This is a genomic window from Streptomyces sp. NPDC092370 (genome assembly GCF_044755265.1).
In the GTDB taxonomy this organism is placed as follows: Bacteria; Actinomycetota; Actinomycetes; order Streptomycetales; family Streptomycetaceae; genus Streptomyces.
In genome coordinates this window covers 16,689-35,154 of sequence record NZ_JBIVQO010000015.1, presented here as the reverse complement: position 1 = coordinate 35,154, position 18,466 = coordinate 16,689, and the positions used below count along the sequence as shown (strand labels likewise).

Genomic DNA, 18,466 nt, shown 5'->3' with positions numbered 1-18,466 from the left:
GGAGGGCCCCGCACATGCGCAGAACCGCAACGCCTCGCCGCCCCCGCCGCCCTCGGCGGTGTCCTCGCCCGGCCCGCCGACGCCGCTCCCCGTGCTCCCCGGGCTCCCAGCGCCCCCCGCCGTCTTCGTTCACCCCGAAGTGACCGTCCCCCAAGGCCAGTTGGACTTCACCCGGTCCAGGGTCGACGCCGGGGCACAGCCCTGGAAGGGCGCCTTCGATCAGATGGCGGGGAGCAAGTACGCCGACCTGAACCGCACGCCCACGCCCCGGGCGGTCGTCGAGTGCGGCTCGTACTGCACCCCCGACTACGGCCGCACGGACGAGCGCGAGGACGCGATCGCCGCGTACACCCGGGCGCTCGCCTGGTACATCACCCGCGACGAACGGCACGCCCGCAAGGCGATCGAGCTGATGGACGCCTGGTCCCGCCGTGATCAGGGACCACACCGACGGCAACGCTCCCCTGCAGATCGGCTGGGCCGGCTCCTCCTGGCCCAGGGCCGCCGAGATCATCAAGTACACCCTCATCGGGAGCTGGGCGAACTCCGGCCGCTGCGCCACCGTGCTCCGCACGGTCCACCAGCCCGAGCTCATCAACGGCTCCAACTCCAACGGGAACCGGGAGCTGTCGATGATGGAGGCAGCCGTCGGCATCGCGGTCTTCCTGGAGGACAAGGCGTCGCACGACAAGGCCATGACGAAGTTCCGCACGCGCACGGCCGCCTACCTACCTGGAGTGCGACGGGGCGCTTCCGAAGACCGTCTCGAGCCAGAACCTGAACACCCGGGAGGAGATCGTCGACTCCTGGCAGGGACAGTCGACCTTCGTCAACGGGCTCAGCCAGGAGAACCACCGCGACTTCATCCACACCGGCTACGGCCTCTCCGCCGTCTCGCACGTCGCCGAGACCAGCCGCATCCCGGGGCAGGACCTCTACGGCACCGACGTGGGCGAGCGGCTGCGGCACGGGCTGGCCTTCACACCACGTACCGGCTCGGCGCCGGTGCGGAGAGCCGGCTGTGCGGCGGTTCGCCGCAGCCGGGGTCGGACCGATGTCCGAGGTCGGCCACGACGCCCTGGCCAACCGTCTCGGGCACGCCACGACCAACACCGAGACGCCGACCCCGCGGGGCCGCCCCGCCGGCAGCAACGGCCTGTTGTCGCGTGGGAGACCCTCACCCACGGCGACAACCCCGCGTGACCCCCGACCGGCCGGGCGCCGGGCTGGGACCGCGGCGCCCGGTGAGGTCGCGCCGGCCGCGACGCCCGGGCCCCGGCGGGGCCGAAGACCACGAGCCGGTCGGCGAACGGGATCGTCGGCCACCGGTGGAGCCGGCCGCGAAGAAGGCCGGCCGAGCGGTCGGCCACCGGCGGAGCCACCGCCGAGCCGGCCGCGAAGAAGGCCGGCCGAGCCGACGGGGACGTACGTCCGATTCCCGCCGAGTGGCATCCGCCGGAGGCGCTCGTGCGCGAGAGCGGCCGTCTGCCGTCGTGCGGCACCGGGCAGGACGCTCCCGTCACGGGAGCGACGCATCACCTTGACGGGGACGGGGCATCGCTTCGGGAAACAGGCTCTTCGCTCTTCGTCACCACGCCCCGGTACGCTTCAGGCATGAGTGCTGTTCCTCGTTCGGAAAAGCCGGTGGGCCGGTTCCGGCGCATGCTCGACCGGCTCTCCTCGTCGCAGGAGGACCTGGAGTCCGAGGAGCTGCGCGAGGACGCGGAGACGGCCGGCTGTACCCGGATCGGAGACTGCCAGGACCGCCAGATAGTCACGGTTACTGGTACCTTGCGCACGGTCACCCTTCGGCCGCGCGCCGGAGTCCCGGCTCTGGAGGCCGAGCTGTTCGACGGCTCCGCCGCGCTGGACGTGGTGTGGCTCGGCAGGCGCTCCATCGTGGGGATAGAGCCGGGTCGCAAGCTGATCGCATCGGGCCGGATCTCGATGAGCCGGGGCCGCCGGGTGCTGTTCAACCCCAAGTACGAACTGAGACCCCTCGGACGGGAGTAGCCGGTGACGTCGCTCGACAAGCCGACCGAAGAGACATCTGCGGACGACGCCCGGGCGGTGACCGAGGCCGCCCTGTTCGAGGCGTTCGGCGGCGTGCGGGGCATGGTGGAGACGGTGGTTCCCGGCCTCCTCTTCGTCACCATCTACACGATCAACAAGGACCTGCACCTGTCGGCGATCGCCGCACTGGCCGTGTCGCTGGTGCTGGTCGTGGTCCGGCTGGTGATGAAGGACACCGTCAAGCACGCCTTCAGCGGTGTCTTCGGCGTGGCCTTCGGTGTCGTCTTCGCGATGATGACCGGCAACGCCAAGGACTTCTACCTGCCCGGCATGCTCTACACGCTCGGTCTGGGCCTCGCCTACATCATCACCACCCTGTGCGGGGTGCCGCTGATCGGGCTGATCCTCGGCCCGGTCTTCAAGGAGAACCTCTCCTGGCGCACGCGGAACCCCGGTCGCAAGAAGGCCTACGCGAAGGCCAGCTACGCCTGGGGCGCGATCCTGCTCGCCAAGTGCGCGATCCTCTTCCCGCTGTACTGGTGGGCCGACACCACGCAGCTGGGATGGGTCCTGGTCGCGCTGAAGATCCCGCCGTTCCTCCTCGCGGTGTACCTGACGTGGGTGTTCCTGGCGAAGGCGCCCGCGCCGATCGACGTGTTCGCGGAGATGGAGGCCGAGGAGAAGGCGGCCGAGGAGCGGGAGCGGCAGGCCGCCGCGGGGTCCGCCGAGCAGTGACCCTCCGCACCTGACGGAAGGGGCGTCCCGAGCACTCGGGACGCCCCTTCCGCTTGTTCCGCCCGTTCCTCGCGGGGACGTGCTCAGCTCGCCGCGTTCCGGCGTACCGACAGCAGGTCCTCCAGCTGCTCCTCGCGGGCCTGGGCGGCCACGAAGAGGAGTTCGTCGCCGGCCTCCAGGGAGTCCTCCCGGGAGGGCGTCAGCACGCGGTTGCCGCGGATGATCGTCACCAGGGACGTGTCCTGCGGCCACTCGACGTCGCCGACCTGCGTGCCGGCCAGGGCCGACTCCTCGGGCAGGGTCAGCTCGACCAGGTTGGCGTCGCCGTGGCTGAAGCGCAGCAGACGGACCAGGTCGCCGACGCTCACCGCCTCCTCGACCAGGGCCGACATCAGACGCGGGGTGGAGACGGCGACGTCCACGCCCCAGGACTCGTTGAACAACCACTCGTTCTTGGGGTTGTTCACCCGGGCGACGACGCGCGGGACGCCGTACTCCGTCTTGGCGAGGAGCGAGACGACCAGGTTCACCTTGTCGTCGCCGGTCGCGGCGATCACGACGTTGCAGCGCTGGAGGGCCGCCTCGTCCAGGGACGTGATCTCGCAGGCGTCGGCGAGCAGCCACTCGGCCTGCGGGACGCGTTCGACCGAGATGGCGGTCGGCGCCTTGTCGATCAGCAGGATTTCGTGGCCGTTCTCCAGCAGTTCGCCCGCGATCGAGCGGCCGACGGCGCCGGCTCCGGCAATGGCGACCCTCATCAGTGACCGCCCTCCTCTTCGGGACCCTTGGCGAACGCCGCCTCGACCTTGTCGACCTCGTCGGTGCGCATCATCACGTGCACCAGGTCGCCCTCCTGCAGCACCGTCTGCGAGGTGGGCAGGATCGCCTCGCCGAGCCGGGTCAGGAACGCGACGCGCACGCCGGTCTCCTCCTGCATCCGGCTGATCTTGTGGCCGACCCAGGCGGCGGAGGTGTGCACCTCGGCGAGCTGGACGCCGCCGGTGGGGTCGCGCCACAGTGGCTCGGCGCCGGAGGGGAGCAGACGGCGCAGCATCTGGTCGGCCGTCCAGCGCACGGTCGCGACGGTGGGGATGCCCAGGCGCTGGTACACCTCGGCACGGCGGGGGTCGTAGATGCGGGCGGCGACGTTCTCGATGCCGAACATCTCACGGGCCACGCGCGCGGCGATGATGTTGGAGTTGTCACCGCTGGAGACGGCGGCGAAGGCGCCGGCCTCCTCGATGCCCGCCTCGCGCAAGGTGTCCTGGTCGAAGCCGACGCCGGTGACCCGGCGGCCGCCGAACCCCGAGCCCAGCCGGCGGAAGGCGGTGGGGTCCTGGTCGACCACGGCGACCGTGTGCCCCTGTTGCTCCAGGTTCTGGGCCAGTGCGGAACCCACCCTTCCGCACCCCATGATGACAATATGCATCGCGTCACACCGCGCTTCCTGCAGGACCTCTGGCCCTCATGAATGTCGTGCTCATGTCTCTCTTTCGGCTCGCCGGGCATCACATCGCGGCCTGCGTGCGGGCCGCCGGGCAACATCATGCCGGTGGAATCACGTCATGATGCCCTCCGGGGGCGGTGCCGCGTTCGACTGCCGACTCCAACGTATCCGCAAAGTCGAGAGGGTTGCCGAGGGCCCTGCCGGGCCCCGGGCCGGGGGAGGAACCTGCCATGCGAACCGAGATCGACGTCCTCGTGCTGGGCGGCGCGGGTGTGGACACCATCGTGCACGTGCCCCAACTGCCCGTGCCGTTCGCGGACAGCCACATGATCCGGCCCGGGATCGTGACCCGGGCGGGCCAGAGCGGGGACTTCGTTGCCCTCGGTACGAGCGCCCTGGGCCTGCGCACCCACCACCTCGACCTGCTCGGCGACGACCCCGAGGGCGACCTCGTCCGCGCCCTGCACCAGGAGCACGGCATCGGACTCACCGCCGTCCCGCAGCCGCTCGGCACCAAACGCGCGGTCAACCTCGTCGGCCCCGACGGCAGACGGTCCTCCCTCTACGACGCCACCCGGGCCGCCGACACCGACCGGCTGCCCGACGACACGGTGCGCGCACTGGCGGCCGTCAGCCGGCACGCCCACGTCGTCATCACCCAGCCGTGCGCCCACACGCTGCCCGCCCTGCGCGCGGCGGGCCTCACGATCTCCACCGACCTGCACGACTGGGACGGCTCCAACCCCTACCACGAGCCCTTCGCCCACCAGTCCGACCTGGTCTTCCTGTCCGCCACGGCCCTCACCCACCCGGAACGGACCATGCGGCGGATCATCGAGCGGGGCAGGGCCCGGATCGTCGTCGCCACCGCCGGGGCGGACGGGGCGTACCTGCTGGCCGAAGGCGAGTTCGCCCATGTGCCCGCCGCCGTTCCCCCGGCCCCGGTCGTCGACTCCAACGGCGCGGGCGACGCCTTCGCCGCCGCGTTCCTCTACGCCTGGCTGAACGGCACCCCACCCCTGCGCAGCGCCCTGCACGGCACGGTGGCCGGCGCCTACGCCTGCACGATCCCGTCGACCCGGGCCGCCGGCATCGGGCGGGAGGAGCTGAGCGCGGGAGTGGCGCGTCTGGAGCGGTCCGGGCAGCGAGGCACCTTCCCATCCTCCTAGCGCGCCCCCGGTGACACCTGCCCGCGGCGGCTGATACTGCGGACACTCGCGAACGTCAGGATTCCGAGGGCGACGAGGGTGGCCGCGGCGCCGATCAGCTGGGCGAGCGTGTGCATGGGACCTCCAGGGGCGGCAACGGCCGGGAGACGGACGGGGCTTAGTCATATAGGCACGGGAAGCGGGTGACCTGCGGAATCCGCAGCAGCGAAGGCCCTTGAATTCACTCGGAGAGCAGACGGAACGGTGACGAGGGGTGGCGGGTGGGCGACCCGGCAATCGAACGCCTACGATCCTCTGTTGTGTCCAAACTGACCGACGTGCCCAAACGGATCCTGATCGGGCGCGCACTGCGCAGTGACCGGCTGGGCGAAACGCTCCTGCCGAAGCGCATCGCACTCCCCGTCTTCGCCTCCGACCCGCTGTCCTCCGTGGCGTACGCGCCCGGCGAGGTGCTGCTGGTCCTGTCGATCGCGGGCGTGACGGCGTACCACTTCAGCCCGTGGATCGCCGTCGCGGTCGTCGTGCTGATGTTCACCGTGGTGGCCTCGTACCGGCAGAACGTGCACGCTTACCCCAGCGGCGGCGGCGACTACGAGGTGGCGAACACCAACCTCGGCCCCAAGGCCGGCCTGACGGTCGCGAGTGCGCTGCTCGTCGACTACGTCCTCACCGTCGCGGTGTCGATCTCCTCCGGCATCGAGAACCTCGGCTCCGCGATCCCCTTCGTGGTGGAACACAAGGTGCTCTGCGCGATCGGCGTGATCGTGCTGCTGACCCTGATGAACCTGCGCGGGGTGAAGGAGTCGGGCTCGCTGTTCGCGATTCCGACGTACATCTTCGTCGCGGGCGTCTTCACCATGATCGCCTGGGGCGCCTTCCGCGGCCTGGTCCTGGACGACACCATGCGGGCACCGACGGCCGACTACGCCATCAAGCCCGAGCACGGAGGCCTGGCCGGCTTCGCCCTGGTCTTCCTGCTGCTGCGCGCCTTCTCCTCCGGCTGCGCCGCCCTCACCGGCGTCGAGGCGATCTCCAACGGCGTCCCGGCCTTCCGCAAGCCCAAGTCCAAGAACGCCGCGAACACGCTCGCGTTGATGGGCCTGCTGGCCGTCACCATGTTCTGCGGCATCATCGCGCTGGCCGCCGCGACCGACGTCCGCATGGCCGAGAACCCGGCCAAGGACCTCGTCCACAACGGTGTGCCGCTCGGCCCCGACTACGTCCAGAACCCGGTGATCTCCCAGGTCGCCGAGGCCGTCTTCGGCAAGGGCAGCCTCCTGTTCGTCGTGCTGGCCGCGGCCACGGCGCTCGTGCTGTTCCTCGCCGCCAACACCGCCTACAACGGCTTCCCCCTGCTCGGCTCGATCCTCGCCCAGGACCGCTACCTGCCGCGGCAGCTGCACACCCGTGGCGACCGCCTGGCCTTCTCCAACGGCATCGTGCTCCTCGCCGGTGCCGCCGGACTGCTGGTCGGCATCTACGGCGCCGACTCCACCCGCCTGATCCAGCTGTACATCGTCGGCGTGTTCGTGTCGTTCACGCTCAGCCAGACCGGCATGGTCCGGCACTGGAACCGCCACCTGGCCGTGGAGAAGGACCAGGCCAAGCGCCGCCACATGATCCGCTCCCGCGCCATCAACGCCTTCGGCGCCTTCTTCACCGGCTTGGTGCTGGTGGTCGTCTTGGTCACCAAGTTCACCCACGGCGCCTGGGTCGCCCTGCTCGGCATGGTGATCTTCTACGCGACGATGACGGCCATCCGTAAGCACTACGACCGGGTCGCCGCCGAGATCGCCGCCCCCGAGGGCCCGAGCGACGACAGCGTACGGCCCTCCCGGGTCCACTCGGTCGTGCTGATCTCCAAGATCCACCGTCCGGCGCTGCGCGCCCTGGCCTACGCCAAGCTGATGCGCTCGGACACCCTGGAGGCGCTGAGCGTCAACGTCGACCCGGCGGAGACCAAGGCACTGCGCGAGGAGTGGGAGCGGCGCGGCATCGACGTACCGCTGAAGATCCTCGACTCGCCCTACCGCGAGATCACGCGGCCGATCATCGAGTACGTCAAGAGCCTGCGCAAGGAGTCGCCGCGCGACGCGGTGTCCGTGATCATCCCCGAGTACGTCGTGGGCCACTGGTACGAGCACCTGCTGCACAACCAGAGCGCCCTGCGGCTGAAGGGCCGGCTGCTGTTCACCCCCGGGATCATGGTGACCTCGGTGCCGTACCAGCTGCAGTCCTCCGAGGCCGCCAAGCGGCGGGCCCGCAGGCAGCAGGACTGGAACGCGCCGGGGTCGGTGCGGCGCGGTCCCGCGCAGGTGCGGTCGAGGGAGTCCACGGACCACAAGTCGTGAGACGACGACCCGTGTGACGAGGACGGCCCGTGTGGCGGGCTCCGCCCGCGCGACGGGGACGGCTCGTGTGACAAGACGGCTCGTGTGACAAGACGGCTCGTGTGAAACGGCCGGGCGGCAGCCACGTAGACTGGTGGGCTGTTGTCCGGCCGTTTCCGTTCGGCCCTTTCCCCTCACGCGTTATGGAGTCACCCCGCCATGCAGGCAGAACCGAGGAAGTCGCTGGTGGGGGAGGAGTACGAGGTCGAGGTAGGCCCCGTCGCCCACGGCGGTCACTGCATCGCCCGCACGTCCGAAGGCCAGGTGCTGTTCGTACGGCACGCGCTGCCCGGTGAGCGGGTCGTGGCGCGGGTGACGGAGGGCGAGCAGGGCGCGCGGTTCCTGCGCGCGGACGCCGTGACGGTGCTCGACGCCTCCAAGGACCGGATCGACGAGCCCTGCCCGTTCGCCGGCCCCGGCCGCTGCGGCGGCTGCGACTGGCAGCACGCCAAGCCGGGCGCGCAGCGCCGCCTGAAGGCCGACGTCATCGCCGAACAGCTCCAGCACCTCGCCGGACTCACCCCGGAGGAGGCCGGCTGGGACGGTACGGTGCTGCCCGCCGAGGGCGACAAGGTGCCTGCGGGCCAGGTCCCCGCGTGGCGCACTCGCGTCCAGTACGCCGTCACCGCCGACGGCCGGGCCGGCCTGCGCCGGCACCGCTCGCACGAGGTGGAGCCGATCGACCACTGCATGATCGCCGCGGAGGGCGTCAGCGAGCTGGGCATCGAGAAGCGGGTCTGGACGGGCATGGACTCCGTCGAGGCGATCGCGGCGACGGGCTCCCAGGACCGCCAGGTGATCCTCACGCCGAAGCCGGGCGCACGCCTGCCGCTGGTCGAACTCGACCGCCCGGTCTCCGTCCTGCGCGTGGACGAGCGCTCCGGCGGTGTCCACCGCGTCCACGGCCGCCCCTTCGTCCGCGAACGCGCGGACGGTCGCACGCACCGCGTCGGCAACGGCGGTTTCTGGCAGGTCCACCCGAAGGCCGCGGACACCCTGGTGACCGCGGTCATGCAGGGCCTGCTGCCCCGCAAGGGCGACATGGCTCTCGACCTGTACTGCGGCGTCGGCCTCTTCGCCGGCGCCCTCGCCGACCGCGTCGGCGACCAGGGCGCGGTCCTCGGCATCGAGTCCGGCAAGCGGGCGGTGGAGGACGCGCGGCACAACCTCGCCGAATTCGACCGCGTCCGCATCGAACAGGGCAAAGTCGAGAGCGTCCTGCCGCGCACGGGCATCGAGGAGGTCGACCTGATCGTCCTCGACCCGCCGCGGGCGGGGGCCGGCCGCAAGACGGTTCAGCACCTGGCCTCCCTGGGCGCGCGGCGGATCGCGTACGTGGCGTGCGACCCGGCGGCGCTGGCACGGGATCTGGGGTACTTCCGGGACGGGGGGTATCGCGTGCGGACGCTTCGGGCGTTCGATCTTTTTCCGATGACGTCGCACGTGGAGTGCGTGGCGATTCTTGAGCCCGTTGCAAAGGGGCTCTGACCTGCAGTTTCCCGGATTGCTCAGGCGGAGGCGGGTGTACTCGACCTGTTTCCCAGAGCGCACGACGTGGAGAGCGCCGCACGCCGGACGAACGGTGCTCGCCTGCGGATTGTCAGCAAGAGGGTTGACGGGCAGCGTTGTGCGCCGACCTCGGTGAGGTGGGCGCAAGCCCGTCCCGACGCTCGTGTGACGCTCTTGCTGATGGCGCGTCGGGTCAAGTCGCCGGTTTGGAGAGTCACGGGGGTCCCGACCGCCCCCGGCGAGGTGGGCGTAGGCGGTCCCGTTCTCGGTGTCAAGGCCACCGAACAGGGCGCGGCTGCCGTGGGGGCGAGGCCCGGCTGGTGTAGCCGGTGATACCCGGGGCGCGCAGCTCGGCGATCACTCCCCGGATGGCCCGGCGCCGCTCGGCGATCGTGGGGAGTGCATCCTCTCCTGCGCGGGGCGCTGCGCTGCCTCGCGCAGGATCCCGGTCGGCTCGCCGGGCCCGCGGCCGAAGAGCGTCACCCGGCGGCAGCGGATGATCCGGGTTCCGGGACGTCCGGCTCCCCTTGCACAGGCCGTAGGGCGTGGCACGCCGTTTGTCCGCCCGCGAGAAGTGCGTGCGTGCCCGCCGGTGGGCGCCCAGCGGCTGGGGAGGGGCCGGCGACCTCGTGGTCGAGGACCGCCCGCAGGGCACGGAAGTCGTGGGGTCTGCCGGCCGCCACGGCTCCCATGGGGCGTCCGTTCGCGGTCGCCAGGGCGGCGAAGTCGAAACCGGCGATGTCGCCTTGCACCGTCAGGGAGTCGGCGTCGGCGAAATGACCGGCGATCTGCAGCATGACGCCGTACTGGTCGGTCCACGACCAGGGCACCGCGGTGAAGGGTGTACTGGCGCCGAGCATGTTCCTCGCGACTGCGGCGGCCTGCTGCTGGGCGTGGTTCCACTGCTCCACGCGCACCCGTCGTCCAAGGAGCGGGTCGGGATAGAGAGCCACGTCCCCTGCCGCGAATATACGCGGATCGCTGGAAGCGCCGAAGGCGTCGACGATTATGCCGTCACCCACGTCCAGGCCCGCCCGGGCGGCCAGTTCGACGTCGGGCCGTATGCCGACGGAGACCAGCACCGTGTGGGCGTGCCAGCTCCTTCCGTCCCGGGCGATTGCCATGAGCATGCCGTCCCGCCGGGCGAGTTGGGTGAGCGTGACCCCGGTGTGCACCCGAGTCCCGTGGGCGCGGTGAAGTTTCAGGACGGCGCGGCGCAGGGGAGCGGGCAGCACCCGGCGCAAGGGCTCCGCGCCGGCTTCCAGGACGGTGACGTCGAGTCCCTTCGACCGGGCGCTCGCGGCGACTTCCAGGCCGACCAGTCCCGCGCCGATGACCAGCAGCGGGCGGCCGGACTCCAGGTCGGCGCGGAGAGCGGGCACGTCGCTGAGGCCGCGCAGGGTGTGCACATGGTCGTGCCCGGCGGCGTACGGCAGGGAGCGGGCGCGTCCTCCGGTCGCCAGCAGCAGTCTGTCGTACGGCTGCCGGCTTCCGTCGGAGCATTCCAGGGTGCCGTCGGTGATGCTTGTGACCTTCGTACCGGTGCGCAGTTCGATACCCAGTTCCTGCCAGGCCGTCGGCGGCTTCAGGCGGAGCCGCTCGGACGTCAGGGCCCGCTTGCCGAGGTCCTTCGACAGCGGCGGACGACGGTACGGGGGATGGGGATCCTCACCGACCAGGAGGACGCGGCCGTCGAAGCCCTCCTGGCGCAGGGTGAGTGCTGCGGTCGCGCCGGCGATCCCGGTGCCGACCACGGCGATCGTGCGGGGCGTGGTCTCAGGCACGGGACGCCTCGACCATCTGGAAGTCGGCCTTGGCGGCCCCGCAGTCGGGGCAGGACCAGTCGTCCGGGATGTCCTCCCAGCGCGTGCCGGGGGCGATGCCTTCGTCGGGCCAGCCCCGCGCCTCGTCGTAGACGAAACCGCATACCAGGCATTCCCAGACCTTCATGTCAACTCCTCGAAGTCGATCTTCTCGCGGACCCCACAGTCCGGACAGGGCCAGTCGTCGGGCACGTCCGCCCAGGCCGTACCCGCGGGGAACCCCTCGCGCGGCGCGCCGGAACGTTCCTCGTACACGTAGCCGCAGACAGGGCACAGGTAGCGGCTCATCAGCGGCTCCCGTGGCGGGTGAGGACCTTGCCCCTGGTGCGGGGATGGATGTTGGCCCGGGTGACGTCGCCGTCGTAGTGGGCGAGGAGCCGAGAATCCATCACACGACGCCACAGCGGCGGCACGAGGGCGAGCAGGATCATCCCCGCGTAACCGGTGGGCAGTTGCGGGGACTCCTCGAAATGTCGCAGGGCCTGGTAGCGGCGGGTGGGGTTGGCGTGATGATCGCTGTGCCGTTGCAGGTGGTAGAGGAAGATGTTGGAGGCGATGTCGTCGCTGTTCCAGCTGTGCTGCGGGGTGCAGCGCTCGTAGCGGCCCGAGGGGGTCTTCTGCCGCAGCAGCCCGTAGTGCTCGAGGTAGTTGACGACCTCCAGCAGGCAGAAGCCGATGACCGCCTGGACCGCCAGGTACGGCAGCACCTCGACCCCGAACGCGGCGGTGAGCGCGGCGAAAAGGACCGCTGACATCGCCCACGCGCTGAGCACGTCGTTGTGCGGGTTCCACGGGCTCTTGCCCAGCCGGCCGAGCCGCTGCTTCTCCAGGTGCCAACCCGAGCGGGCGCTGCCGTACACCGAGCGGGGCAGGAATCGCCAGAAGGACTGGCCCAGGCGGGAGCTCGCGGGGTCCTCGGGAGTGGCGACCCGAACATGGTGGCCGCGGTTGTGCTCGATGTAGAAGTGCCCATAGCAGGTCTGGGCGAGGGCTATCCGCGCCAGCAGGCGTTCCAGCCCGTCCTTCTTGTGGCCCAGTTCATGCGCGGTGTTGATGCCGAACCCGGCGACGATGCCGATGGTGACGGTCAGCCCCGCCTTGTCCATGGCCGACAGACCGCCTTGGGACCACAGCCAGCAGGCCAGCACCAGCCCGGCGTACTGGAGGGGCAGGAACAGGTAGGTGCACCAGCGGTAATACCGGTCCGATTCCAGCCAGGCGAGGACACTGTCGGGCGGATTGTTGGAGTCCTTGCCGACCAGCAGGTCCAGTAGCGGGATCACGCCGAAGACGACCGGCGGCAGCAGCCACCAGAAGTAGCCGTGCCCCGTGACCGCCGCCAGCCCCCACGCCGCGAACGGGAAGGCGGGCAGCACCAGTCCGAGCAACCACAGGTAGCGCTTGCCGTCTCGCCACGTCACGTGCGGCGACGGTGCTCCGAGCGGATACGAGGTTTCTGCCATGCCCCACCTCCATTGGACACTTCGACCGAGAACTGTCCAGAAATTAGACAGTTAAGGGCTGAGTCGTCAAGGTGTCGGACACTGCTCGCTAGGATGAGGGCCGAGATGACGCGCTATCGAGAGTCGGTCCGCTCCATGCTCAAGGAACGGATCCTGGACGCCGCCTACGAGCGGGTCGCGGCCGAGGGCTGGGACCGGCTGAAGATGACCCATATCGCCACCACCGCCGGAGTGAGCCGGCAGACCGTCTACACCGAGTACGGCTCCAAGGCGGCCATCGGCCAGGCGCTGGTGATGCGTGAGGTGGAACGCTTTCTCACCGGCATACAGGACCAACTCCTCGCGCACCCCCGCGACATGCGGGCCGCCATCACAGCCGCCATCGGGTACACCCTGCGCACGGCGGCCGACAATCCACTTCTCAAGGCCATCCTGACCGGCAGCCGGGGCGGTGACGAGGATCTGCTCACCCACTTGACGACCCGCTCCGAGCCACTCCTGGACACCGCCATCAGCATGCTCACTGCTCACTTGGCGGAGGTCTGGCCCGAAATAGACGCCGACTCGCGGGGCTTGGCCGTCGAGGCGGGGGTGCGTCTGACGGTCAGCCACCTCGTCCAGCCGGTCCTGCCGCCCGACCTTTCCGCGGAGCGCATCGCCGAGATCACCATGCGGGTCGCACAAGCCTGAAGTCGTGCCGTCCGCCTACTTTCGAGGCTGAGTCTCCGGCGCCGGCGCCCGGCATGGCCCCGAGCCGCCTTGCTCTGTCGTGAGGGGAGGGACGCGTCGTCGGCCATGACGCCCGCTTGACGCCTTGGGCACCCGCACGCGGGGCAGCGAGCCGAATAACCAGCTCTGAGCTGGGCTTTTCCGTGGCTCACTCAGGCCGACATCTTTCCGATGACGTCGCGTGTGGAGTGTGGGGCAATCCTGGAACCTGCAAGCAAGGCGTCCTGACCTGGGCTCTCGTTGTCCGGGTGGGTTGCTCGACCTGTTTCCCCCGTGCAGCGGTTCGAGCGGACGGATCGATCTCGGTTACTCCGCTGACCTGCGGATTCGTGAGCGCGGTGCTTGCATGGGTGATGCCTCCAGAGGATCGTTCGGGGTTTCTTGACGCTCGGACGATCGAGGGCTGAGTTTCTGCTGCGCCTGCGCAGCGGCGGTGGTGGCGGTCGGCCCGGACCGACCGGACCGCTTTGATACCGGCCTGGTATCATTCGTGTATGGCGATGACACTCCGCCTTCCCGACGACCTTGACGCGAAGCTCACCGAGCGGGCTCGTCGGGAGGGCCGCAGCAAGCAGGAACTTGCCATCGAGGCCATCCGTGATGCCCAGAACCGGGCCGAGCTGAAGGTCGATGACGTCCTGGCGGAGCTGATGGACAGCGATGCGGAGATCCTGGACTACTTGAAGTGACCGACGTGCGTTACCTCCAGATCGACGAGATCCTGGTCATCGCCCGGACGGTCAACGGTACCGAGCACTGCGTGCGCGACATGGGCCTTCTGGTGTCAGCTGTCGAACGGCCCCGCACCAACGTGTTCGGGGCCGAGCTGTATCCCACGCTGCACGAGAAGGCGGCGGCACTGCTGCACTCCGTCGCCCGCAATCACGCGCTGATCGACGGCAACGAGCGCACCGCCTGGCTCGCCATGCGTGTCTTTCTGCGGTTCAACGGCGTCAGCGCCAGAACCGTCCCGCCGCCCGTCTCCGTGGCCGGCCCGTTCGTCGAGGACGTCGCGCAGGACAAGGTTGATGTACCGGCCATCGCCAAGTGCCTGTCGGCCTGGTTCCCCGTTTCCTGACGTTCGACGACGTGAGGGCAGGGCAGGCGCGTGCCCTGCCCTCACGCGCTGTCCGGCCGTGCTCGCGTCGGGTGGCATGGGAGTGCTGTGCACTGGAAGGCGTGCTCCCCTTCGCCGCTTGACTCCGGACGTCGAAGCTTGGCATCACAGCCTCTCGAAGCCCGCCGTGAGACGAGGGGGAGGGGCGGCCCGCTCACGCAGCGCTTCGAGTGGCTCGTGCGCATGGCTCGCTATGCCCCCGGAGCGAGTCCATGTATGCGGCACCGATGAGTCCCGCAACGACCGTCAGCCGAATGGCGATACCGTGCTTCTGCGCCGAGGCGGCGGAAGTGGGTGGCTACCGGGTCTTGAACCGGTCCGGACGCACGAAGTCCAAGCCTTCGATGGTCTGCTTGCCGAGCGCCTCGTGTGCGGCGATGTGGCCATAGCCGGTCGCCATCTTGAACCCCTTCCCGGAGAATCCGGTGGCACAGTAGACCCTGCTGTTCTCATCCAGCCAGCCGAGGAGAGGATGCCTGTCCTCGGTGAAAAGGTCGGGAAAGGCGTCGGAGCGCACGATGGTGGGGGTCAGGCCGGGAAAGAACTCGGTGACGATCTCGGTGACCTTCTCGACTTCTTCCTGGGTGAGTTCCCTGGGCACGGAGTCCGGGTCGGGGGTTTCCCTTCCGCGCCCGTCCAGCGGTCCGTCCACCGATGCCTTGACCGTCACGCCGTCGACGGCGGGTGCGCCGTACAAGGAACGATCGTCGTACAGCCGGCTGAAGACGGGGAATTTCTCCGGTGAGAACTGCGTGCCGTCCTGGGCGATGAACCAGGTCAGGACGATTCGATGGGTTTCCGTAACGGCCTTGAGGTGGTCGGGCATGAGCCTTCGGGACCAGCCGCCCGAGGCAACGATGACCTTCTCGAACGTCCAGGATCTGTCGCCCGAGACGACGACCACGCCGTGCTCGGTTTCGGTGATGCTGTCCACGGGGGTGTTCTGAAGGACAGTGGCGCCGTTGGCCTGGGCCACCGCGACGGCGGCGCTGACGGCCCGATCGGTGCGCAGCACGCCGGCGCGGGGGTCATAGATGGCGCAGTCGTCGGGGCGGAGGTTGTGCTGGGGGTAGCGTTTCGCCAACTCCTCCCGGCTGAGAACGTCGTGCTCGGCTCCGGTGATGCGCGCTGTCTCGAGGAGGCTGTTGATGAAACTGCCGTTCGCCGTCCCAATGGTCAGGCCCCCGGTAGGCGTGAAGATCTCCTGCCCGGTTTCCGCTTCGAGCTCGGACCAGAGGCCGCGGGAGCGTTCCATGATGGGGTAGTAGTCGGGCTTCCCGAAGTAGATCATGCGGAGCAGGCGGGTGTCCCCGCCCACGGCACTGCGGCCGTGGGCGGGGGTGGCGGCCTCGAAGCCCACTACCGAGTCGGACAGTCGGGAGGCCTGCCACAGGGCCATGCTTCCGATGCTGCCCAAGCCGATGACTGCGAGTTGTGCGTCCATGAGAGCAGTTGCCTTCTCTTTACTCGTGAAGTCCGGCGAGTCTGCTGCCGAATCTGGCCAGGAGTGAGGTCTTGCTGGAACCCCTGCGCTCTTCCCACTGGTCGGCAACACCGAAGAGCCGGTACATGGCGTGAACGCCCAGCCAGCGGATGGGTTCCGGTTCCCACTTCCGTGCCCGGTAGCCGACCCAGGGAAGGGTGGTCCGTTCGGTTTCCTTCTCGAAGGCGAGCTCCATGAGAGTCCTGCCGCCGACGTAGGCCGACGTGACGCCGTGTCCGGCGTAGCCGGTGGACGATCCGATCCCCGATGCCGGGTCCCAGTGCACGCCGCCGTTCCAGTCCCGCGTGACGCCCAGGACTCCTGACCAGGCGTGGTCCACCTCGAAGGGGACGCTCGGGAAGAAGGTACTGAGCTTCTGTGAGATCAGGTCGATGGTGGTCTGGGCGGTCGCACCGGCTCCCCCTGTGCCGGACCCGAAGCGGTAAGGGACACCGCGGCCCCCCATGGCGATACGGCCGTCCGATGTCCGTTGGGCGTAGATGAAGGTGTGCGCGGAGTCGCTGAGGCACTGGAGCCCGTCCCAGCCGATCTCCTGCCATGCCTCCTCCGGCAGGGGCTTGGTCACGATCAACGAGGAGTTGACCGGGATCAGGGTCCGGCTGCCGAGCAGCTGTCCCGAATAGCCCTCGGTGCAGATGAACGTCCTGGCCGCGCTGACGCGTCCGTCGGCCAAGGTGAGGGTCCTGTCCGCGACACCGTCCACTCGGCTGCCCTCGTAGATCCTGACCCCCATGGAGGTCAGGGTGCCGGCGAGGCCGTAGACGAGTTTCGCGGGGTGGAATCGCGCGCAGTGCTTGTAGAAGAGCCCGCCGTGGACGGTGGAGATGTCGATCCGGCTCCGGAACTCGTCCCGGTCGAGCATGTGGACTTCGTCGTCGGTCAGCCCGTACTTCAGGTCGGCATCACGCCTGGTGACAAGCCGGCCCAGCCCTGCCCGAGTGTGGGCGGCGACGAGCGCGCCACCCTTGTGCTGATCGGCATCGATGCCCTCGGCCTGGAGGATGTCCAGGACCGCGTCGACGCCGGCGACGAACTCCTGTTGCAGAGCCCGGCTCGCTTCCAGCCCGCCCCCGGCGCGGGCGAAGGCGGCACGGTTCCCCGGGGGCATCGCCGAGAGCCAGCCACCGTTGCGTCCTGACGCGCCGTAGCCCACCTGTTCGGCCTCGAAGACGGCGACCGAGAGCGACGGTTCGAGCTTCTTGGCGAAGTACGCCGCCCAGAGGCCGGTGTAGCCGCCGCCGACAATGGCCACGTCCACGGAGTCCTGGCCGGTGAAGCGGGGGAACGACGGCCTCTTGTCGGCCAGCCCGGCCACCCAGAAGCCGAGCTCGCCGTTCCGCGGTGGTGCCGCATGGGCGTTCATGGTGCGTCCTTCTTCTGTGTCTGGGACCGGGGGGCGGGGCTGGAAGGCGGTGCGACTGCCGTCGACGGGGAGGGCTGTCCCGTCGAGGTAGGAGGACTCCGACGGCGCGAGGCGGAGGACGGCGTCGGCGACTCGGCAGCGGCGGCGCGTCGGACTGGATCCGCCCCTCACGCCGTGCCTGTGGAAGCCTTCACCGCCGCCGCTCACGACGATCGGCTCGTCGCTAGACCGCAGTGCAGATCATCTGGATCTCGACAGAGGTGATGAGGGGGAGCCCGGCGACACCGATCGCGGTGCGGGCGTGCTGTCCGTTCTCGCCCAAGACCTCGATGAGCAGTTCACTGGCCGCGTTGGCGACCTGTGACTGCAGAGCGAAGTCCGGCGTACTCCTCTCGGGCGTCAGGGGCGCGGCAGGCCGAAGAGGACCGGGAGGTCGGCGATGTCGGTGATCCGCTCGTAGCCGAGCCAGTGCTCGTCGTGCTCGAAGCCGCGGTCGACGTACACCTTGTTCTTGATGCCCATGATGGCCGCGGAGCGCAGGTCGTACATCGGGCTCGCGGAGACGTGCACGAGCTCGTCGGGTGTCACGCCGAGCTTGTCGAACGTGTACTCGAACGCGCTGAGCCGCGGCTTGTAGACGCCCATCTCCTCGGCGCTGATGACGACCTCGAACGGGGCCTTGAGGTTCTCCGCGAGACGCACGGCATGCGCGGTGTCGCTGTTCGTGACGATGACCAGCGGGACGGCCTCGGCCAGGCGGTTCAGCGCCTCGGTGACGCCTGGGTGCGGGCCCCAGGTGGGGATGGTCTCGTACACCGCCCGCGCGTCTTCCTCGCGGTACTCGAGACCGACCCGGCGCGAGGCGCGTTCCATGGAGCGGGCGACGACCTGGTGGAACGGCTGGTACGCGCCCGTGCACTCGTCGATGCGGTACGCCTTGCAGATCCGCAGGTACTCGTCGGCGACCTCGGCCGGCAGCCGGTCGCCCAGGACCTCACGCATCGTGTCGTTGATGCTGAACTTGATCAGCGTTCCGTTCATGTCGAACGTCACGAACTTGGGCTTGATGTCGAATCCCACTGTTCCTCCTCGTGTCAGGGCGCAGCCCGAGCGATTTGGCCGATTGTCGACCATTGCGATGTGGACGATTGTCGACCAAGTCGATATCGGCTGTCAACAGCGTCTGAGGAGTGCCTTGTGTGGT

Annotated in this window: 17 protein-coding genes and 1 pseudogene; 9 read left to right on the top strand and 9 right to left on the bottom strand. The window is 69.4% G+C overall.

Annotated features, from left to right (window positions below; genetic code table 11):
• Positions 1–109 precede the first annotated feature (109 nt).
• The 3 genes and pseudogenes from ACIQHQ_RS33125 to ACIQHQ_RS33115 form a co-directional block, all read left to right on the top strand.
• Positions 110–1,203: pseudogene (locus ACIQHQ_RS33125) on the top strand (alginate lyase family protein); the annotation flags it as partial.
• Between the two features lie 411 nt (positions 1,204–1,614).
• Complete coding sequence (locus tag ACIQHQ_RS33120) at positions 1,615–2,013, top strand: OB-fold nucleic acid binding domain-containing protein (RefSeq protein ID WP_363090172.1); 399 nt, start codon at positions 1,615–1,617, stop codon at positions 2,011–2,013.
• A 3-nt stretch (positions 2,014–2,016) separates the two neighbouring features.
• Positions 2,017–2,748: a DUF3159 domain-containing protein gene (locus ACIQHQ_RS33115; RefSeq protein WP_390980023.1), complete on the top strand. Its 732-nt coding sequence runs from the start codon at positions 2,017–2,019 to the stop codon at positions 2,746–2,748.
• A gap of 83 nt (positions 2,749–2,831) precedes the next feature.
• Here ACIQHQ_RS33115 and ACIQHQ_RS33110 read toward each other — a convergent pair whose 3' ends face one another.
• Both ACIQHQ_RS33110 and ACIQHQ_RS33105 read right to left on the bottom strand, forming a co-directional pair.
• Positions 2,832–3,506 (bottom strand): TrkA family potassium uptake protein, encoded by a 675-nt coding sequence (locus ACIQHQ_RS33110; protein WP_031134707.1) that lies wholly within the window; start codon positions 3,504–3,506, stop codon positions 2,832–2,834.
• On the bottom strand, positions 3,506–4,177 hold the full coding sequence (locus ACIQHQ_RS33105; protein WP_402619199.1) for a potassium channel family protein: 672 nt from the start codon (positions 4,175–4,177) through the stop codon (positions 3,506–3,508). Before ACIQHQ_RS33105 ends, ACIQHQ_RS33110 begins: the two co-directional genes overlap by 1 nt.
• A 248-nt stretch (positions 4,178–4,425) precedes the next feature.
• Between ACIQHQ_RS33105 and ACIQHQ_RS33100 the strand changes: the two genes are divergently transcribed.
• From ACIQHQ_RS33100 to ACIQHQ_RS33090, 3 genes are all read left to right on the top strand, one after another.
• Positions 4,426–5,364 carry a PfkB family carbohydrate kinase gene (locus tag ACIQHQ_RS33100; RefSeq protein WP_402619196.1) on the top strand — a complete coding sequence of 313 codons (939 nt, stop codon included), beginning with the start codon at positions 4,426–4,428 and terminating at the stop codon, positions 5,362–5,364.
• A gap of 299 nt (positions 5,365–5,663) precedes the next feature.
• Positions 5,664–7,715 (top strand): APC family permease, encoded by a 2,052-nt coding sequence (locus ACIQHQ_RS33095; protein WP_402619193.1) that lies wholly within the window; start codon positions 5,664–5,666, stop codon positions 7,713–7,715.
• 198 nt (positions 7,716–7,913) lie between these two features.
• On the top strand, positions 7,914–9,242 hold the full coding sequence (locus tag ACIQHQ_RS33090) for a class I SAM-dependent RNA methyltransferase (protein ID WP_402619190.1): 1,329 nt from the start codon (positions 7,914–7,916) through the stop codon (positions 9,240–9,242).
• A gap of 500 nt (positions 9,243–9,742) precedes the next feature.
• Here the strand turns inward: ACIQHQ_RS33090 and ACIQHQ_RS33085 are convergent, their stop codons facing one another.
• The 4 genes from ACIQHQ_RS33085 to ACIQHQ_RS33070 are packed head-to-tail and all read right to left on the bottom strand — an operon-like array spanning position 9,743 to position 12,549.
• Positions 9,743–11,047: an NAD(P)/FAD-dependent oxidoreductase gene (locus ACIQHQ_RS33085; protein WP_402619188.1), complete on the bottom strand. Its 1,305-nt coding sequence runs from the start codon at positions 11,045–11,047 to the stop codon at positions 9,743–9,745.
• Positions 11,040–11,213 (bottom strand): rubredoxin, encoded by a 174-nt coding sequence (locus tag ACIQHQ_RS33080; RefSeq protein WP_351348669.1) that lies wholly within the window; start codon positions 11,211–11,213, stop codon positions 11,040–11,042. The genes ACIQHQ_RS33085 and ACIQHQ_RS33080 overlap by 8 nt, the downstream gene beginning before the upstream one ends.
• Positions 11,210–11,374: a rubredoxin gene (locus ACIQHQ_RS33075; protein WP_402619184.1), complete on the bottom strand. Its 165-nt coding sequence runs from the start codon at positions 11,372–11,374 to the stop codon at positions 11,210–11,212. The genes ACIQHQ_RS33080 and ACIQHQ_RS33075 overlap by 4 nt, the downstream gene beginning before the upstream one ends.
• The gene (locus tag ACIQHQ_RS33070) at positions 11,374–12,549 is read right to left on the bottom strand and encodes an alkane 1-monooxygenase (protein ID WP_402619182.1); all 1,176 of its coding nucleotides are present in this window, start codon (positions 12,547–12,549) and stop codon (positions 11,374–11,376) included. Before ACIQHQ_RS33070 ends, ACIQHQ_RS33075 begins: the two co-directional genes overlap by 1 nt.
• Before the next feature lie 105 nt (positions 12,550–12,654).
• Here ACIQHQ_RS33070 and ACIQHQ_RS33065 point away from each other — a divergent pair, with 105 nt between their 5' ends.
• From ACIQHQ_RS33065 to ACIQHQ_RS33055, 3 genes are all read left to right on the top strand, one after another.
• A complete protein-coding gene (locus ACIQHQ_RS33065; RefSeq protein WP_402619180.1) occupies positions 12,655–13,239 on the top strand; it encodes a TetR family transcriptional regulator in 585 nt (194 codons plus the stop codon).
• Between the two features lie 533 nt (positions 13,240–13,772).
• Positions 13,773–13,967, top strand: a complete 195-nt coding sequence (locus ACIQHQ_RS33060; RefSeq protein WP_037672007.1) for a ribbon-helix-helix protein, CopG family — start codon at positions 13,773–13,775, stop codon at positions 13,965–13,967.
• Entirely contained in the window at positions 13,964–14,356 is a 393-nt protein-coding gene (locus tag ACIQHQ_RS33055; RefSeq protein WP_402619177.1) for a type II toxin-antitoxin system death-on-curing family toxin, read from the top strand. Before ACIQHQ_RS33060 ends, ACIQHQ_RS33055 begins: the two co-directional genes overlap by 4 nt.
• A 337-nt stretch (positions 14,357–14,693) precedes the next feature.
• On the opposite strand, the gene solA is transcribed toward ACIQHQ_RS33055, so the two are convergent.
• The 3 genes from solA to ACIQHQ_RS33040 all read right to left on the bottom strand — a co-directional run bounded on the left by solA (position 14,694) and on the right by ACIQHQ_RS33040 (position 18,342).
• Positions 14,694–15,839 carry an N-methyl-L-tryptophan oxidase gene (solA, locus tag ACIQHQ_RS33050; RefSeq protein ID WP_402619174.1) on the bottom strand — a complete coding sequence of 382 codons (1,146 nt, stop codon included), beginning with the start codon at positions 15,837–15,839 and terminating at the stop codon, positions 14,694–14,696.
• Between the two features lie 19 nt (positions 15,840–15,858).
• The gene (locus ACIQHQ_RS33045; protein WP_402619171.1) at positions 15,859–17,262 is read right to left on the bottom strand and encodes an NAD(P)/FAD-dependent oxidoreductase; all 1,404 of its coding nucleotides are present in this window, start codon (positions 17,260–17,262) and stop codon (positions 15,859–15,861) included.
• Positions 17,263–17,661: 399 nt separating this feature from the next.
• The gene (locus ACIQHQ_RS33040) at positions 17,662–18,342 is read right to left on the bottom strand and encodes a haloacid dehalogenase type II (RefSeq protein ID WP_402619168.1); all 681 of its coding nucleotides are present in this window, start codon (positions 18,340–18,342) and stop codon (positions 17,662–17,664) included.
• Positions 18,343–18,466: the final 124 nt, after the last annotated feature.

Bases quoted from the DNA above. Each gene is read 5' to 3' on its own strand.
- ACIQHQ_RS33120 (WP_363090172.1), top strand. From the start codon at position 1,615: ATGAGTGCTGTTCCTCGTTCGGAAAAGCCGGTGGGCCGGTTCCGGCGC.
- ACIQHQ_RS33110 (WP_031134707.1), bottom strand. From the start codon at position 3,506: ATGAGGGTCGCCATTGCCGGAGCCGGCGCCGTCGGCCGCTCGATCGCG.
- ACIQHQ_RS33105 (WP_402619199.1), bottom strand. From the start codon at position 4,177: ATGCATATTGTCATCATGGGGTGCGGAAGGGTGGGTTCCGCACTGGCC.
- ACIQHQ_RS33100 (WP_402619196.1), top strand. From the start codon at position 4,426: ATGCGAACCGAGATCGACGTCCTCGTGCTGGGCGGCGCGGGTGTGGAC.
- ACIQHQ_RS33090 (WP_402619190.1), top strand. From the start codon at position 7,914: ATGCAGGCAGAACCGAGGAAGTCGCTGGTGGGGGAGGAGTACGAGGTC.
- ACIQHQ_RS33080 (WP_351348669.1), bottom strand. From the start codon at position 11,213: ATGAAGGTCTGGGAATGCCTGGTATGCGGTTTCGTCTACGACGAGGCG.
- ACIQHQ_RS33075 (WP_402619184.1), bottom strand. From the start codon at position 11,374: ATGAGCCGCTACCTGTGCCCTGTCTGCGGCTACGTGTACGAGGAACGT.
- ACIQHQ_RS33070 (WP_402619182.1), bottom strand. From the start codon at position 12,549: ATGGCAGAAACCTCGTATCCGCTCGGAGCACCGTCGCCGCACGTGACG.
- ACIQHQ_RS33065 (WP_402619180.1), top strand. From the start codon at position 12,655: ATGACGCGCTATCGAGAGTCGGTCCGCTCCATGCTCAAGGAACGGATC.
- ACIQHQ_RS33060 (WP_037672007.1), top strand. From the start codon at position 13,773: ATGGCGATGACACTCCGCCTTCCCGACGACCTTGACGCGAAGCTCACC.
- solA (WP_402619174.1), bottom strand. From the start codon at position 15,839: ATGGACGCACAACTCGCAGTCATCGGCTTGGGCAGCATCGGAAGCATG.
- ACIQHQ_RS33045 (WP_402619171.1), bottom strand. From the start codon at position 17,262: ATGAACGCCCATGCGGCACCACCGCGGAACGGCGAGCTCGGCTTCTGG.